Raw genomic sequence first — 15,941 nt, 5'->3', positions numbered from 1 at the left:
GGGGGGCCGCCCCCGGCCCCCCCCCCCCCGCCCCCGCGGGGGGGGGGGCCCCCCCCGCGACAAGCCACGACGCGGCCGCAGCCTGCGACACACCGCACGGGGCAGCCCCTGACCAGCCCTGAGATCCGGCGCACACGGCCCAGGCCGTGGAGGGCGCGGCTCCCCCGACGGGGGCGCCCGGCACCGGGCCGCCCCGAAGGTGAAGGTCCGCCCCTTCGGGGCCCGGACTTCGACGGGGACGGCAACTCCGACCTCTACGGCCGCGGGACGCTCCTGCTCGGTCCCGTCTCCGCCGAGGGGAAGCCCCGGGCGGTGCGCCGACTCGATGACGACGAGGGCACCTTGGCCTCGGCGGGTGCGACCGCCGCGGCGGACTTCGACCGCGACGGCCGCAGCGACCTGGTGGTCGGCCGGAACCTCCAGGAGGAGTCCGGGGCGGACGACGCGCCTCCGGCCCGTTCCGTGCGCTACTTCCGGGGCACGGCCCGCGACGGCCTGGTGGAGGACAGGGCGCTGAGCGAACGGCTCAGCCGGGCCGCGGGCAGCCAGGGCGGCGACACCCGCGCCGGGGTGGACCTCGACGGCGACCGCCACCCGGACGTCCTCCCGCCCGGCCAGGGCGGGGAGAGCGACCGTACGTACGTACGCGGCGGCCCCGGCGGTCTCCGGCCCGGCACGGCCAGGCTGACCCTCACCGGGTCCGGCACCGTCGGCACGCCGCTGCTGCCCGGGCACGTCACCGGCGGCTCCGCCCGCAACACCGTCTCCACGGTCCATGAGGGCTCGGCGGACCGGAGCGGCCATGTCCAGGTGACCCGGCTGACCGGCACGGGCGGCACGGGCGGCGCCGTCACGATGGCCCGGCTGCAGACCCTCGACATGGACAGCGACGGCATGCCGGGACGGGCCGCCGCCGGGCCCAGGTTCGCCTCGCGCGACCGCTTCGCCGAGACCCTCCGCGTCCTCGACGCCGACCACGACGGCCACGACGACGCCCTCGCCGCCGCGCCCTTCACCGGGCCGAAGGGACGGTACGGCGGCGTCTGGTTCCTGCCCGGCACGCCGAAGGGGCTGACCACCAAGGGGGCTCGCCACTACTCCGGGGACGACCTCGGCGTCAGGTGAGCGGTCCTCGGGGCCGGGGCGGCCTCACTGGACGCTCCAGCGGGGCGGATGGGCGGGGTCGGCGGGGCAGGAGAAGACGTTGAGCTCGCCCGCGCGGCCCACGGTCACCTCGGTGGGCAGGGCGTGCGGGTGGGGGCGGAGACCGGCCTGCTCGACCGGGCGCCAGCTGCCGCTGCCGCCGTCCCACTCGGAGCTGTCGACAGTCACCAGCAGCCGCATCGGGGTCGCGCAGGACAGGCAGTCCATGGGGGCGGGGTCGGTCAGGTGCCAGGAGGCGAACCCGCCGACGCGCCAGCCGGGCGGGATGGACAGGTCGTACTGGTAGCGGGCCCGTGGCGTCTGGTCCTCGTCCTCGTCCTCTTCCTCCTCGTCGTCCCCCTCCCAGACGTCTATCCGTTCGCGCAGCTCGTCGGGGAGGAGACCGGCGAAGGGGTAGGTGCGCACCTGCTCCGGGTGCAGGACGCAGGGCGCGGGCACGTACCCCTCGTAGCCGACGACCGGCGGCAGGGGCTGCTCGGCGAGGACGTCGGTCACGGCTGCCGCGTCGCGCCACCGCACGTCCAGCGACATCCCGTACCCGGTCCTGCCGTGGCGGTCGAACGGGCACCAGAAGAGCTGCAGCAGATCGCAGCCGGGCGGTCCCGGCGGCAGGTCGGGCAGGTCGCGGCGGTACAGCTGCGCGAAGCCGATCATCGGGACCGGGTCGGTGTCCGCGAGGTCCGGGATCCGGTGCTCGCGGTCCAGTTCGCGCAGGAGCCGCCGCTCCTCGTCCGTCGGGCCGGAGACCGGATCGCGCCGCCAGGCGTCGGCCAGCACCTCGCGGTACCGGCGGATGTCCTCCGGGCGGCGGCCCCGCGCCCGCCCGTGCGGCTCCGTGCACACGGGCCACGGCTCGTCGGCGGGCCACAGCAGCGGACCGCCGACGGAGCTGTCCGTCACGCCGGGGGAGCCCGGCCTGGGGTGCAGCCGGGTCGTCGTGCCCCGGTGGGCCGCCAGTTCGGGGAAGAGCGCCTCGACGTCGAGCGGGCGCGGCGGGGTGGTTCGCGTCATGGGGTGACCCTAGGAGACGCGGGACCGGCGCTCGTCAGCGCGTGAGGGGGTACGCGGTGTCGTCCCGCCAGGTCCGGCCGTCCCAGACGATGAGGTGGACCTCGCGGACGTACGAGCTGAGCGGGAGCCGGGGCCCGAACTCCCCCTCCAGCGCGTCGTACGCGGCGTCCTGCGTCGCGGGCCCCTCGCTGTTCGCGAGCGTCAGATGCGGCGCGAGCCCCGGGCCGAACAGCCCCCGGTACGGCACGGCCTCGGGCCAGCGCCGGGTGACGTCCTTGGTCAGCGCCGTGACGGGGGCGTGCGGCCACGGGTCGAGGTAGAGCACGCCGGGCCACCGCCCGAACTCGGCGAACGTCAGCGTGAACGCGTCGTGCCCCGCGAGGAGCGCGCCCAGCTCGCCGCGTGCCGCCGCGTCGAGGCGGCTCTCGTGGAGGAAGGGGTACAGCACCGTCACGTGCGCCGGGAACCCGGCCCGTACGAGCGGATCGGCCTCCGGGACCTTGAGCGTGAGCGCGGTGTCGCCGGGCACGTCAGGCCAGGCGGCGTCTTCGGCGTGGGTGTCGGCGTTCATCACGCGCCATGATCGCACCGGGCCGGAACGCCGTACGAGGGTGCCGTACGGGGATGCCGTACGGGGTGGCGTGCAACACGGCCGTGGCCGACCATTGTTGGTGCACAGGACATCACGGAACGTGCACCACGAGACGACGAGGGATCGCCGATGAGCCAGCAGACGCCGGAGGAACCACCGATCGGCCCGGTCGGCCCGGCGCCCGCCCGCATGTACGACTACTTCCTGGGCGGCAAGTCCAACTACACGGTGGACCGTGAGGCCGCCGCGAAGGTGCTGTCCGTCTTCCCGTCCGCGCTCACCGCCGCGCGGGAGAACCGCGAGTTCATGCACCGAGGCGTCCGGCACCTCGCCAGGGACCACGGCATCCGGCAGTTCCTGGACATCGGCACGGGCATCCCCACGGAGCCCAACCTCCACCAGATCGCGCAGGGCGTGCACCCCGGGGCACGCGTCGTGTACGTCGACCACGACCCGGTCGTGCTCGCCCACGACCGGGCCCTCATGGCCAGCGCCCCGGAGGGCGCCACCGCCTACATCGAGGCGGACGTGCGCGAGCCCGAGCGCATCCTGCAGCACGCGGGCAAGACGCTCGACATGGAGCGGCCCGTCGCCGTCACGCTCGTCGCGCTGCTGCACTTCGTGCGCGCCCAGGACGACCCCGAGGGCATCGTGCGGACGCTGATGGCGGACCTGCCCTCCGGCAGCGCTCTCGCCATCAGCCAGGGCTCCGCCGACCTCGACCCCCGCCTCCACGAGGTCCAGGCCATCTACGCGGAGCGGGGCATAGCGCTGGAGCTCCGGGACCGGGAGCGGACCGAGGCACTCTTCGCCGCGGGCGGCGTCGAGCTCCTCGCACCGGGCCTCACCGTCTCGTACGAGTGGCACCCCGAGTTCATCGGCGAGGGCGAGTACCCCCGCCCGGCCAACTCCATGACCCCCGCCGAGTCGGGCGTCTGGGTGGGCGTCGGCCTCAAGCCGTGATCCCCCGGGCGATCACCGCCGCCCGGCGGGGGCGCGCTCCTCCTCGGCGGCGAAGACCCACGTGCGGAAGAGGAGGAAGCGGAGCACCGTCGCGGCCAGGTTGGCGGCGATCAGTACGGCCAGCTCCGTGCTGTGCGAGGCGTCCGGACCGGCGGCGTCGAGCGCGGCGAGCGAGCCGCTGGTGAGCGCGAGCCCGGTGGCGAACACCAGCAGTCCCTGCGCCTGGTGGCGCACCGCCCCGTCGCGCCCCCGGACGCGGAAGGTGAGGCGCCGGTTGGCGGCGGTGTTGCCGAGGGCTGAGAGCAGCAGCGCGAGCGCGTTGGCGAACTGCGGGCCCGTGCCGGTGCGGAAGAGCGAGTAGAGCCCCAGGAAGAGCAGGGTGCTGAAGCCGCCGACGACGCAGAAGCCCGCCAACTGCCGCGCCAGCCCGCCCGGTACGCCCGGCAGCTCCCGGTCCCTCGGGTCGTCGCCGAACGGACGGCGCAGCCGCGAGAGCGGCAGCGCCCCCGTGGCCAGGGCGCGCCCCACGCGCCACACGCCCCGCAGGTCCTCCAGCGCGGTCCGTACGAGAGCGACCCTGCTGTCCGGGTCGTCCACCCAGTCCACCGGGACCTCGTGGATCCGCAGCCGCGACCGCTCCGCGAGCACCAGCAGCTCGGTGTCGAAGAACCAGCCGGTGTCCTCCACCAGCGGCAGCAGCCGGTCGGCGACCTCGCCCCGTACGGCCTTGAAGCCGCACTGCGCGTCGGAGAACCGCGCGGCGAGCGAGCCGCGCAGGATCAGGTTGTACGAGCGCGAGATGAACTCCCTCTTGGGCCCGCGCACCACGCGCGAGGACCGCGTCAGCCGCGAGCCGATCGCCACGTCCGAGTGCCCGGAGATCAGCGGCGCGACCAGCGGCAGCAGCGCCTTGAGATCGGTCGACAGATCGACATCCATGTACGCCCGTACGGGCGCCTCCGACGCGCCCCACACCGCCCGCAGCGCCCGCCCCCGACCCTTCTCCTCCAGCCGGTACGCCGTCACCTCGTCGAGGCTCGCGGCGAGGCGGGCCGCGATCAGCGGGGTGCGGTCGGTGCTGGCGTTGTCCGCGACGGTGATGCGGTAGCCGTACGGGAAGTTCCGCTCCAGGAAGTCGCGCAGCCGCCGTACGCAGGGCTCAAGTCCCGCCTCCTCGTTGTGGACGGGGACGACCACGTCCAGCACGGTCGTCGTCCGTGCCTCCCGCCCGGCGGGCAGATGCCGCCGCGCGGGGAGAGTGGGTGCTGTCTCGGTTCGCATGGCCCCGACGCTCGCCAAGTGCGCTGTCAGGGCCGTGTGGTGCGGCTGTGCGGGGGCTGTGCGTCCGTACGCGCGCGGGTCGTCAGGAGAGGCGGACCGTGAAGACCGTGCGGCCCGGTGCCGAGGCGGCCTCGACCCGGCCGCCGTGCGCCGAGACGACCGCCCGCACGATGGCCAGGCCCAGCCCCGTGCCGCCGTGGGCGCGGGAGCGGGAGGCGTCGCCGCGCGCGAACCGTTCGAAGACGTGGGGAAGGACGTCGGGAGGGATGCCCGGACCGTCGTCCTCCACGTCGACCGCGAGCCCGGACGAGGGCTCGACCGAGGGCCCGGACGTGTCGTCGCGCAGCCGTGCGGTGACCGTGGTGCCCTCCGGCGTGTGGGTACGGGCGTTGGCGAGGAGGTTGGCCAGCACCTGCTGGAGGCGCGCCGGGTCCACCTCCGCGTGGACCGGCGCCGTGGGCAGGTCCAGCCGCCAGCGGTGGCCGGGCGCGGCGGCGCGGGCGTCGCTCACCGCGTCGACGACCAGCGCCGTCACGTCCGTACGGACGCGCTCCAGCGGGCGTCCCGCGTCCAGGCGGGCCAGCAGCAGCAGGTCTTCCACCAGGACCGACATCCGCGCCGACTCGGCCTCGATCCGGGTCAGCGCGTGCCGGGTGTCGGGGCCGGTCTCCTCGTGGGCGCGGCGGGTGAGTTCGGCGTAGCCGCGGATCGAGGCCAGCGGCGTGCGCAGCTCGTGACTGGCGTCGGCGACGAACCGGCGTACGCGCGTCTCGCTCTCGTGCCGCGCCGCCAGCGCCGAACCGACGTGGTCCAGCATCCGGTTGAGCGCGGCGCCGACCTGGCCGACCTCCGTGTGCGGGTCGGTGTCGCGCGCGGGGACCCGCTCCCGGATGTCCACCTCCCCCTGGTGGAGGGGCAGGTGCGAGACGCGGCGCGCGGTGGCCGCCATCCGGCGCAGCGGGCGCAGCGTCATCCCGACCAGGCCCGCGCCCGCGAGCCCGGCGGCCACCAGCCCGGCCCCGGCCACGCACAGCTCCACCACGATCAGCGTGTTGACCATGTTCTCGGCCGAGTCGGCGGGGATGCCGACGACGTAGCTCTCGCCGCGCGGCCCCGGGACCGCCGTCGCCCGGTACGCGCCGAGGCCGGGCAGGTCGGCGTCGTGCGCCTCGCCGTCGCGCGGTACGTCCGCGAGCGCGGCCCGCTGCGCGGAGCTGAGGGCGGCCGTGCCGATGTCCGGCGGTCCGCCGTCGGCGGCGGAGCCGCCCTGCTCGCTGACCACGCCGTGCGACGCCTCGCCCCCGCCGTCCAGCCGGATCCCGGCGGTGCCGAGCGGCTGGCCCGGGCCCGCCACGACGGGGCGCTGCCCGGGCCGGTGCGGCTCGGCGCCCGGCGGACGCTCGCGCGCCGTCGGGCCCGCCGCGCGGTGGGCGACGTCGACGAGCTGCTGGTCGAGCTGGTCGAAGGCGTAGCTGCGCAGCGCGATCGTCGTCACCGTGCCGATCACGGCGGCGACGACCGCGAGCAGCGCCACGGCCGAGACCACGAGCCGCGTCCGCAGGGACCAGCGGCGAGGGGGACGGGGGCGGGGGCGGGGGCGGAGAGGCCTCATCCGACGTGCCTACGCGGCCGGTTTGAGCAGGTACCCCGCGCCACGCCGCGTGTGGATCATCGGCGTACGGCCCGCGTCGATCTTCCGGCGCAGATAGGAGATGTACAGCTCCACGACGTTCGCCTGGCCGCCGAAGTCGTACGACCAGACCCGGTCCAGGATCTGCGCCTTGCTCAGCACCCGGCGCGGATTGCGCATCAGGAAGCGCAGCAGCTCGAACTCGGTGGCGGTGAGGTGGATCTCCTCGCCCGCCCTGCTCACCTCGTGGCTGTCCTCGTCCATCACGAGGTCGCCGACGACGAGCAGCTGCTCGTTGCGCGCCGCCGCCGCGCCCGCCCTGCGCAGCAGTCCGCGCAGCCGGGCCACGACCTCCTCCAGGCTGAACGGCTTGGTGACGTAGTCGTCCCCGCCCGCCGTCAGCCCCGCGATCCGGTCCTCGACCTCGTCCTTCGCCGTCAGGAACAGCACGGGGATGTCCGGCTCCGCCGCCCGCAGCCTGTGCAGCACGGCCAGGCCGTCGATGTCGGGCAGCATCACGTCCAGCACCACGGCGTCGGGCCGCCAGTCGCGCGCCGTACGGACGGCGGAGCGACCGTCCCCCTCGGACCGCACGTCCCAGCCCTCGTAGCGCAGGGCCATGGTGAGCAGGTCGGAGAGGGACGGTTCGTCGTCCACGACGAGCACGCGGACCGGGGTGCCGTCGGGCCGGGCGGGCCGGGCGGGCCGGGTGGGCCGGGTGGCCCGGGTCAGGTACGCGCTCATGCGGACGATCGTGCTCCCGTTTCCTGAGAGATTCCTGTGAGAGGCCCTTGAGCGGGATGAGAGTGCCGCGCGCGTCAGCGCATGTCAGAGGGGTCGAGACGGTAGAGCGAGGCGTCGACGGCCTTGACCTTGGTGCCGTGCTTCTTGACCCACGCGTCGACGACGTCGTCGCTCCGGGCGCGACCGCCCCCCACCTGGACGTAGTGGAGCTTGCCCTCCTCGACCAGCTTCTTGAGCCTGGCGAGGGGCATGGCGTCGTCACTTCCCGTCCAGCCGCCCATGGACGCGACGGGCTCGCGGCTCGCGAGGATCGCGGAGGACGCGGACTGGTCGTCGGCGACGGCCACCAGCCAGGTGGCACCGTCCCTGTGCGCCTTGAGATACGCGAGCGCCTTCGAGTCGAGCCCGCCCCCCATGGCCCCGCCGGTACGCCCGCCTCCCATGGCGCCGTCGCCGGACGGAGGCCGGCCACCCTTCCCGGCCTGCCCGCCGGGAGCACCCGGCCTGCCGGAGGGCATTTGGCCGCCGGACGGGCCCTGGCCCCCGGGGCCGCCCTTCCCGCCCGGACGGCCGCCGCCCGGCATGCCCATGGCGTTGCCCGGCGTGGGGCCTGCCGTGGGGCCTGCCGTGGGGTTGGTGCCGTTCATGGCGCCGTCAGGGGAGGAGACGGCGGTGGAGACGGCGTACGCGCTCGGGCCCGCCAGCAGGGCGGTCACCGAGGCGAGCGCGGCGACGGTCATCAGCCGGCGCCGGTCGACGGCCCGCCGCAGCGTGCCGAAGCGGGCGACGAGGAGCGCCGCGACCGCGAGCGTCGCGACGACGGCGATCGCCGGGCGGAGCCAGGAGTTCCAGCCGTCCGTACGGCCGAGGAGCACCACCGCCCACGCGGCCGTCCCGGCGACGGCCACCGGCAGCGCCCAGGCCCAGCGCGCGTCGTGCCGGAACGCGCGGTGCAGCGCCACGCCGCCCGCCCCGCAGAGCGCCGCGATCCCGGGGGCCATGGCCGTCACGTAGTACGGGTGGAACGTGCCCTCGGAGAGGGAGAAGACCAGGTGGTGCAGGACGAACCAGCCGCCCCACAGCAGCAGCGCCGCGCGCGGGAGGTCGGTGCGCGGACGGCGCCCGCGCAGCACCAGCCCGGCGACGAGCGCGAGCGCGGCGAAGGGGATGAGCCAGGAGATCTGGCCGCCGTTGATGTCGTTGAAGAGCCGTCCGAACCCGGCCGCCCCGCCGAAGCCGCCCCCGCCACCGGGTCCGCCGCCCCCGCCGCCGGGACCGCCACCCCCGCCACCGGGCCCGCCGCCCGCGCCCCCGTTCTCGCCGAAGACGCGGCCCAGGCCGTTGTAGCCGATGACGAGGTCCCAGACGGTGTTGTCCTCGCTGCCGCCGATGAACGGGCGTGACCCGGCCGGAATCCGGTCGACGAGCACCATCCACCAGCCGCTGGAGACCACCAGCGCCACCGCCGCCAGCGCGAGACGGCGCGCCCGCCGCCCGGGACCGCCGGGTGCCGCGACGGCGTACGCGAGGAAGAGCGCGGGCAGCACGATGTACGCCTGCAGCATCTTCGTGTTGAACGCGAAGCCGATCGCCACGGCGGCGCCCACCAGGGGCAGCGCCCGGCCCGTACGGATCGCGCGGAGCGTGCCGTGCGCGCCGAGCAGCATCAGCAGCACCAGCACCGGGTCGGGGTTGTTGTCCCGGGTGATGGCGACGGTCATCGGGGTCAGCGCCAGCACCAGCGCCGCGACGGTCGCGGCGGCGTGCCCGGAGCAGACGCGCACCATGCGGTGCAGCAGCGCGACGGACGCGACCCCGGCCGCCGCCATCGGGAGCATCATCTGCCAGGTGCCGAAGCCCAGGACGCGGCAGGAGAGCCCCATCACCCACAGCGCGAACGGCGGTTTGTCGACGGTGATGAAGCTGCCCGAGTCCAGTGCCCCGTAGAAGAACGCCTTCCAGCTCCGCGTGCCGCTGTAGACGGCGGCGGAGTAGAAGGAGTTGGCGTGCCCGAGGGAGGACAGGTCCCAGAGGTAGAGCACGGCGGCCAGCGCCAGGATCGCCCAGAGCGCGGGGCGGGCCCAGCGCGGCTCGTCCGGGTCCGGGGGAGGCGGTGCCTGGGGTTGCCGCTGTACGTGTGCCCGCTCTGCGTATGCCATGCCGGGCAGCCTGGCGGGGCCGCCTGTGAGTTCCCTGAGCGACGGCTGTCCGTGCGCTTATCGCCCGTACGCGGAGCGGAGAGGTCAGGCTTCGGCCATGGCCTGGCGGGTGATCTGGTCGATCTGGCTGCGCGCCCGTTCGGCCTCGGCACGTGCGGCTTCGAGCTCGGTGTTCAGCGCGGCCAGCACCGCGTGCTTCTCGCCGAGGGTCCGCTGGAGCGCCTGGCCGCGCTCCTGTTCCTCCTGGAGCCGCCGCAGCGCCTCCTCCTCGGCGGTGGCGGAGTCCTCGGCGGCCACCAGGGCCTGGTTGAGTTCGCCGCGCAGCTGGGCGTTCTGCTGCCGGAGCTGGGCGGCCTCGGCGTCGAGCTGCTTGTGGGCGTTCCCGGCGGCGTTCGCCGCCTCGCGCGCCTCGTCGAGCGCGAGGAGATGGGCCCGGTTCTCCTCCTGGGCGGCCGTCCACTGCTGGTGCGCCTGCTCCGCCTCCCGTTCCGCCGCCGCGGTCTCGCTCCGGGCGACCTGGAGGGACGTCTGGAGATCGCCGACCCGGGTCCGGGCGTTCGTGACCTCCACGCGGGCCTCTTCCAGCGCGGCCCCGACGTTCTGCACCTGCTGGATGAGGTGGTCCCGCTCGGCGAGCGCCTGGGCGGCGCGCGCCGCCGCCTCCTGGGCGGTGTGCAGGGCCTGTTCCTGCTGCTGGGCGGCGTGCGCGTGCTCCGCGCGCGACTGCTCGTCGGCCTCGGTCAGCAGCGCGTTCGCCTGCTCCAGGTTCTCCGCGCGCCGGGTGGCCTCCGCCGCCTTCTCCCACGCCTGCGCGGCCTCCTGGCGTGCGGCGTCGCGGTCCGCGTGGGCCAGTGCGACCTCGGCCGCCGTCTCCGCGCGCTGCTGCGCGAGGGCCCGCTCGACACCGGCCACGCTGAGCCCGGAGGTGAGGGAGACGGCGAGATTCTCACCGGCCTGCTGGAGCTGCTCCACGATGTCCCAGACGAGCGCGACCTGCCCCGTGAGACCGGGGGCGTGGCGATTACGGCTGCGCTGTGCGGCGGCGGCCCTTTCGCAGGCGCCTCCGTTGTCGGTGCAGAATGCCTGCCAGCCCCATCCCGTCGGCTGGGAGAGCTGCCGTCCGCAGTATCCGCACGCGCTCACCTCGGAAACACCGTGCGAGGGGTCGCGCGGCGAAATGTGCATCACCTCGGCCCCATTGTCGGCATCATTGCCGGCGTCCGCCTCCGCATGGTGCCTCGCGCTGGTCATTCCGCTCTCCCCGTCCGTGTCTCCCCGGCCTCCGGAAGAGTAAGGCGCGGCCCGCTGACCGGCCACGGAAGTGGGCCGTGCGCAGGGAGGCTTAAGGGTCGGATGAGCTTCCCTTAAGAATGCGCGAGGCTACGCTTTTCCTCTCACCAGGGAACGAGTTCCGGGAGCCGAGCGACATTGAAGCAAGAGCAGTGCGGGCAGTGCGGGGCTGTCCAGAAGGCGGGCGGTACGCGGGTGTGCGGCTGTGCCCCGGCACCGGCCGACCCGGTATTCGGGCACATATCGGCGTCCGGCGAACCCGCGGCCCTCGACCGTAAGTCCCTGGAACTCTTCGAGTCCGCCGAGCCTTTCGCGACCGCGGATTCCTTCGAGGCTCCGGAGCATTCCGAATCCGCGGCAGCGGGTGAGGTTCCCCCGGCGCGCGGAAGCGGAATCCATACCCGGCGGCGGCGGCCCGGCCGCCGGTCCGGCCGGTCGGGCACGTCGGGCGGGTCGGGCACGACCGGCGGGTCCGGCAGGTCACCCCATTCCCGCAGGTCTCCCTGGCTGTTCGCGTCCGCGCTGGCGATCGGCGGCAGCGCCGCGATGATCGTCTACGGGACGCACTCCCTGGGCGGCGGTACGGAACCGGAGGCGCGCCGTACCCTCCAGGCGGCCCCCGAGCCCTCGACGTCCCCCGAACCCGTCGGTTCCGCCTCCCCGGCCGCGCGCCCCACGCCCGCGTCCACGCCCTCCCGGACGACGGCCGCCGCACGCCCGAGCGAACCGCCCACCCGTACGGCCACCCCGCCGCCCTCGTCCTCGTCCTCGCCCTCGGCCGACCCCGGCGACCGTGCCACCGGCGACCCCGCGAAGCACCACCGCCCGGAGCGGCCCCGCTCCTCCCGCCCCGGGCACGGGGACGGCGGGGCGCTCTCGCTGGGCAGCCGGGGCCCCGGCGTGGCCGACCTCCAACGCCGCCTCCAGCAGCTCTACCTCTACCTCGGCAGCTCCGACGGCCACTACTCCGCCGCCGTCGGTGAAGCCGTCGACCGCTACCAGCGGGCCCGCGCCATCGACGAACCCCTCGGCGTCTACGGCCCGGTCACCCGCGCGCTCCTGGAGGAGGAGACCGCGGGGTGACCCCTGCCCGGCGGTGCGTCAGGTGCCGCTGCGACGATGCCGGGATGCGCGAGATCGAAGAACTCATCAACGTCGACGACCCGGCCTGGCCGCACTTCCTTCAGGAGCTGTCCGCCACCGACGTACCCGTCGAGGTGCTGCCCGCCGACGCCGGTACGGCCCACGCCACCCTGCTGCAGCTCCAGGTCTCGGCCCGGTCGAACCTGGGCGGGTTCGTACTGAACTGCGGCGGCCTGCTCGTGGACGGCGGATGGCTGCGGATCTTCGGAAGCCCGGGCGGCACCGGTACCGGCACAGGCTCAGGCTCTGGGGGAGTGCCCGGGCTGGCCGAGGTCAACGGGATGCCCGCCGCGTTCGACCCGGCCTGGCAGCCGGAGGCGGGGCTCGTGGTCGCGCACGACGTGCTGGGCGGGGTGTTCGCCGTCAACGGGGGCGACCCGGGCGCGGCCGGGCGGCCCGGCGGGCCGGGCGAGATGGTCTACTTCGCCCCCGACGCCCTCGGCTGGGAGCCGCTGGGCGCCGGTCACTCGGCGTGGCTGTCCTGGCTCTTCTCCGGGGGGATCCAGAAGTTCTACGAGAGCCTGCGGTGGGACGGCTGGCGCACCGAGGTCGCCGCGCTCGACGGGCGGCAGGGGCTGTCGGTCCAGCCGCCGCTGTGGTCCGCCGAGGCCCGTCAGGACCTCGCGGCGACCAGCCGCCGCGCGGTGCCCATGGCCGAACTCCTCGGCATCAGCCGCGACTCGCGCCGCCAGATCGACGGCGCCGACCCGGGGTTCCTCGGCGCCGCGTGAACCGCGCCGCCGCCGTGGCCGTGGCCCGCCGACGCCGCTCGGCGGGCCTCAGTGCTGGATCAGCCCGCCGACCGGCGTGCCGGGGACGTGACCCGTCGGCGGGAGGGTGCGGGCCAGCGCGAGGCCCGTGTCGACCAGGGACGAGCGGCGGAGGGCGGCGACGGCCGGGAGCGGGGTCCAGACCGACTCGGCGGTCTCGCCGCCCGGTTCGGGCCGGAGCCGGCCGCCGGTGATGCGGACGGTGTAGAAGACGCCGACGTTCTGGTGGTCGGGGCCGCCGGGGACGGCGCGTTCGGCGGCGGGGATCACGCGGGAGTCGACGCCCAGCAGGCGCTCGACCACCCCCGTGCACCCGGTCTCCTCGGCGACCTCGCGGAGCACCGCGTCGAACGGGTCCTCCGCGTGCTCGACCCTGCCGCCCGGCAGGGTCCAGTTGCTCTCGCCGCCCGGCGGCACGTGACGGGCGAGCAGGACCCGCCCGTCCTCGACGCACACGGCGTACGCCGCCAGCCGGAAACTCGTACCGGTACCGGACACCGTCTAGTAATAGCCCTTCGTGCCGTCGAGCAGTTCACGGACGAGGTCCGCGTGCCCCGCGTGGCGTCCGGTCTCCTCGACCAGGTGGATCAGCATCCAGCGCAGATTGGCCCCGGCGGAACGGAAGTCGGGGTGGCGGCCGGTGTCGTCCAGGGAGGCCGCGGCGACGATCTCGTCGCTCCGGGCGCACTGGGCCTCGTACTCGGCGAGCAGTTCGGCGAGGGGGCGCCCGGCGGTGCGCCAGTCGGCGTCCTCGTCGACCTCGTCGAACGCCGGGTTCTGCTTCTTGTCGCCGCCGAGGAACAGCACCTCCAGCCAGGTGTGTTCGGTCCAGCGCATGTGGGAGACCAGACCGGCCATCGTCATGGCGGGAGAGGTCGGGACGACCGCGCGGTGCGCGTCCTCGTCGCTGAGGCCCTCGCACTTCCAGCGCAGGATCCGCCGCTGGAGGTCCAGCCAGCCGAGCAGCGCGGTACGTTCGTCCGCTTGCAGCGGGGGGCGTCGCAGGTCGGATGTCATGCCCGCGCACGCTACCGGCGCCGCGCGGGGGAGGGCACCTGGATTTACGGCCGGTGGCTCTCCGGCCGGGCCGTGGCGGTGAGGTACGCCTCCAGCTCGGCGGCCCCGCTCAGCAGCGTCCGCCCCCGGGCGGCGAGCCGGGCGTGCCAGTCGCGCAGCGTGGTCTCCAGGGGCTCCACCCCTCCGGCCGTCCGCACCTGCTCGATGAGCGGGGCGATCTGCTCCAGGAGATGGCCGCCGCGCCGGAGTTGCCGCGTCAGCAGCGCGTCGCGCACGGCCGCCTCGTCGTAGACGCGGTATCCCGTCCGCGGCTCGCGGTACGGGCGTACGAGCCCGGCGCGCTCCCACTTGCGCAGTGTCGCGGGCCGGACCCCGAGCCTCTCCGCCAGCGGCCCGATGAACGTGCCACCGGATCCGGCGCCGCCCTCCACCCGGGAATCGGACGCGGCTCCCGGGCCCAGGGCGCGCAGGGCGTTCTCGACCGACTGGAGGGTTCGCCGGTCGTCGAGGAGCTGGGCGTGGGTCCCGTCGACGAGACGGAACGCCTCCTCGTCCGCGCCCTCGTTCACCGCCCGCATGATCGCCGTCGCCGTCCGGTGGCCGTGGCCGGGTGCCAGGGCGAGGAAGGCGCGCAGGGCCCGCGCGTGCAGCGGCGTGTAGGTGCGGTAGCCGTGGGCCGTGCGGTCGGCGGCCGGGAGGATCCCGGCGTCCTCGTAGTTCCGGACGGCCTGGGTGGACAGGCCGTGCGCACGTGCCAGATCGATCGGCCGCAGCCGCTCACCCCTTTGAAGCTTTCGTCCCATGAACTCGCTGATCCCGTACGGAAGTTTCCATCGAATGTTCAACGATACCGTTGAATCCATGGCAACCGGCATGGCAAGAGACACGTCGATCGACCTTTCGGGGACCACTCACGCCGTCGACGGCACCGCCGTCATGGAGCTGCTCCCCGCCCGCCCCCGGATCCTCGCCCTGGGCGAGCCCGTGCACGGCGAGCCCGCGCTGCTCGACGTGCGCAACGCGCTCTTCCGGCAGCTCGTCGAGGAGGAGGGGTACCGGACGATCGCGATCGAGAGCGACTGCCTGGCGGGCCTGCGCGTGGACGACCACGTCACCTCGGGCGCGGGCACCTTGGGCGAGGTCATGGCGCACGGCTTCAGCCACACGTGGTTCAACGCGTCCGAGGCCAACCGTGAACTCGTCGGCTGGATGCGGGAGTTCAACGAGGACCGGCCCCCGTCCGCGCGCGTCCGCTTCGCCGGGTTCGACGGCCCGCTGGAGATGACCGCCGCCGAGAGCCCCCGGCGGGCCCTCACCGCGCTCCACGCCCACCTCGCGGCGCGGGTGGACGCGACCCTGCTGCCCTGCACCGAGGAGAGGCTCGACCAGCTGCTCGGCGCCGACGAGCGGTGGACCGACCCCGCCGCGATGCGGGACCCCGCCCGGTCGGTCGGCGGATCGGAAGCGGTCAGGGAACTGCGGCTGCTCGCGGACGAGTTGGTGACCCTGCTGGGCGTACAGGTGCCGGACCCGGGCGGGGCGGACGGGGCGGACGAGTGGGACCGCGCGCGGCTGTACGGGCGTACCGCCGTCGGGCTGCTGCGCTACCACTTCCGGATGGCCGACCCCGCGCCCGGCCGCATCGGGCGGCTGGCGGGGCTGCGCGGCCGGATGATGGCCGAGAACCTCCTCGCCCTCGCCGAGCGGGGCCCCGTCCTCGTCTCCGCCAACAACAGCCATCTGCAGCGCCGCAGGAGCACCATGCAGATGGGCGACCTGTCGCTGGAGTGGTGGGGCGCGGGCGCGCTCGTGGACGCACGCCTCGGCGAGCGGTACGCCTACCTGGCCACGGCCCTCGGCACGCTCCCGCACCACGGGGTGGAGACCCCGCCGCCGGACACCGTCGAGGGGCTCCTGTACGCGCTCGCGGAGGACGGCTGCCTCCTGGCCGAAGCCCCCCGGCTGGCCGCCGCGTCCGGCGGACCGGCCCCCGCAGCCCGCGTCTCCCCGTACTACGGCTACGCCCCGCTCGACCCGGCCCAGCTGGCCGACATCGACGGCGTCGTCTTCGTCAGGGACGCGCGTGAACTCCCGCCCCGCCGGAGACGGTGAGGTCGAGCGCGACGGACCGCATGAGAGGCAGCAGCGCGCCCTTGGCGGCCGTCATGGCGGCCGGC

At 74.9% G+C, this 15,941-nt stretch carries 15 protein-coding genes; 5 read left to right on the top strand and 10 right to left on the bottom strand.

Annotated features, from left to right (window positions below; genetic code table 11):
* Positions 1–312: 312 nt before the first annotated feature.
* Positions 313–1,125: a hypothetical protein gene (locus ACGF3A_RS34640; protein WP_393734421.1), complete on the top strand. Its 813-nt coding sequence runs from the start codon at positions 313–315 to the stop codon at positions 1,123–1,125.
* 24 nt (positions 1,126–1,149) lie between these two features.
* Here ACGF3A_RS34640 and ACGF3A_RS34635 read toward each other — a convergent pair whose 3' ends face one another.
* Positions 1,150–2,175, bottom strand: a complete 1,026-nt coding sequence (locus tag ACGF3A_RS34635) for a hypothetical protein (RefSeq protein ID WP_393734420.1) — start codon at positions 2,173–2,175, stop codon at positions 1,150–1,152.
* Positions 2,176–2,209: 34 nt separating this feature from the next.
* Positions 2,210–2,746 (bottom strand): 2'-5' RNA ligase family protein, encoded by a 537-nt coding sequence (locus tag ACGF3A_RS34630; RefSeq protein ID WP_393734419.1) that lies wholly within the window; start codon positions 2,744–2,746, stop codon positions 2,210–2,212.
* Positions 2,747–2,896: 150 nt separating this feature from the next.
* On the opposite strand from ACGF3A_RS34630, the gene ACGF3A_RS34625 reads away from it, so the two are divergent.
* Positions 2,897–3,730: an SAM-dependent methyltransferase gene (locus ACGF3A_RS34625; protein WP_393734418.1), complete on the top strand. Its 834-nt coding sequence runs from the start codon at positions 2,897–2,899 to the stop codon at positions 3,728–3,730.
* 12 nt (positions 3,731–3,742) lie between these two features.
* Here ACGF3A_RS34625 and ACGF3A_RS34620 read toward each other — a convergent pair whose 3' ends face one another.
* From ACGF3A_RS34620 to ACGF3A_RS34600, 5 genes are all read right to left on the bottom strand, one after another.
* Positions 3,743–5,011: a glycosyltransferase gene (locus ACGF3A_RS34620; protein WP_393734417.1), complete on the bottom strand. Its 1,269-nt coding sequence runs from the start codon at positions 5,009–5,011 to the stop codon at positions 3,743–3,745.
* Positions 5,012–5,093: 82 nt separating this feature from the next.
* A complete protein-coding gene (locus tag ACGF3A_RS34615) occupies positions 5,094–6,623 on the bottom strand; it encodes an ATP-binding protein (RefSeq protein ID WP_393734416.1) in 1,530 nt (509 codons plus the stop codon).
* Positions 6,624–6,632: 9 nt separating this feature from the next.
* Positions 6,633–7,385, bottom strand: a complete 753-nt coding sequence (locus tag ACGF3A_RS34610; RefSeq protein ID WP_393734415.1) for a response regulator transcription factor — start codon at positions 7,383–7,385, stop codon at positions 6,633–6,635.
* A gap of 74 nt (positions 7,386–7,459) precedes the next feature.
* On the bottom strand, positions 7,460–9,544 hold the full coding sequence (locus ACGF3A_RS34605; RefSeq protein WP_393734414.1) for a glycosyltransferase family 39 protein: 2,085 nt from the start codon (positions 9,542–9,544) through the stop codon (positions 7,460–7,462).
* A gap of 84 nt (positions 9,545–9,628) precedes the next feature.
* On the bottom strand, positions 9,629–10,795 hold the full coding sequence (locus ACGF3A_RS34600; protein WP_393734413.1) for a hypothetical protein: 1,167 nt from the start codon (positions 10,793–10,795) through the stop codon (positions 9,629–9,631).
* A 585-nt stretch (positions 10,796–11,380) separates the two neighbouring features.
* Here ACGF3A_RS34600 and ACGF3A_RS34595 point away from each other — a divergent pair.
* Together ACGF3A_RS34595 and ACGF3A_RS34590 are read left to right on the top strand one after the other, a co-directional pair.
* Positions 11,381–11,917: a peptidoglycan-binding protein gene (locus ACGF3A_RS34595; protein WP_393734412.1), complete on the top strand. Its 537-nt coding sequence runs from the start codon at positions 11,381–11,383 to the stop codon at positions 11,915–11,917.
* 44 nt (positions 11,918–11,961) lie between these two features.
* Positions 11,962–12,708 (top strand): DUF2625 family protein, encoded by a 747-nt coding sequence (locus ACGF3A_RS34590; protein WP_393734411.1) that lies wholly within the window; start codon positions 11,962–11,964, stop codon positions 12,706–12,708.
* Between the two features lie 48 nt (positions 12,709–12,756).
* On the opposite strand, the gene ACGF3A_RS34585 is transcribed toward ACGF3A_RS34590, so the two are convergent.
* From ACGF3A_RS34585 to ACGF3A_RS34575, 3 genes are read right to left on the bottom strand one after another with little or no spacing between them, the layout of a single operon-like run.
* Entirely contained in the window at positions 12,757–13,245 is a 489-nt protein-coding gene (locus tag ACGF3A_RS34585; protein ID WP_393734410.1) for an NUDIX hydrolase, read from the bottom strand.
* A gap of 3 nt (positions 13,246–13,248) precedes the next feature.
* The gene (locus ACGF3A_RS34580) at positions 13,249–13,764 is read right to left on the bottom strand and encodes a DinB family protein (RefSeq protein ID WP_393734409.1); all 516 of its coding nucleotides are present in this window, start codon (positions 13,762–13,764) and stop codon (positions 13,249–13,251) included.
* 44 nt (positions 13,765–13,808) lie between these two features.
* Complete coding sequence (locus ACGF3A_RS34575; RefSeq protein WP_393734408.1) at positions 13,809–14,567, bottom strand: TioE family transcriptional regulator; 759 nt, start codon at positions 14,565–14,567, stop codon at positions 13,809–13,811.
* Positions 14,568–14,625: 58 nt separating this feature from the next.
* Between ACGF3A_RS34575 and ACGF3A_RS34570 the strand changes: the two genes are divergently transcribed.
* Entirely contained in the window at positions 14,626–15,876 is a 1,251-nt protein-coding gene (locus ACGF3A_RS34570; protein WP_393734407.1) for an erythromycin esterase family protein, read from the top strand.
* Positions 15,877–15,941 lie beyond the last annotated feature (65 nt).

The sequence above is a fragment of the Streptomyces sp. NPDC048172 genome (assembly GCF_043202595.1).
Classification (GTDB): domain Bacteria; phylum Actinomycetota; class Actinomycetes; order Streptomycetales; family Streptomycetaceae; genus Streptomyces.
The sequence above is the reverse complement of the archived record's forward strand: the minus strand, read 5'-3'. Positions and strand labels throughout refer to the sequence as shown.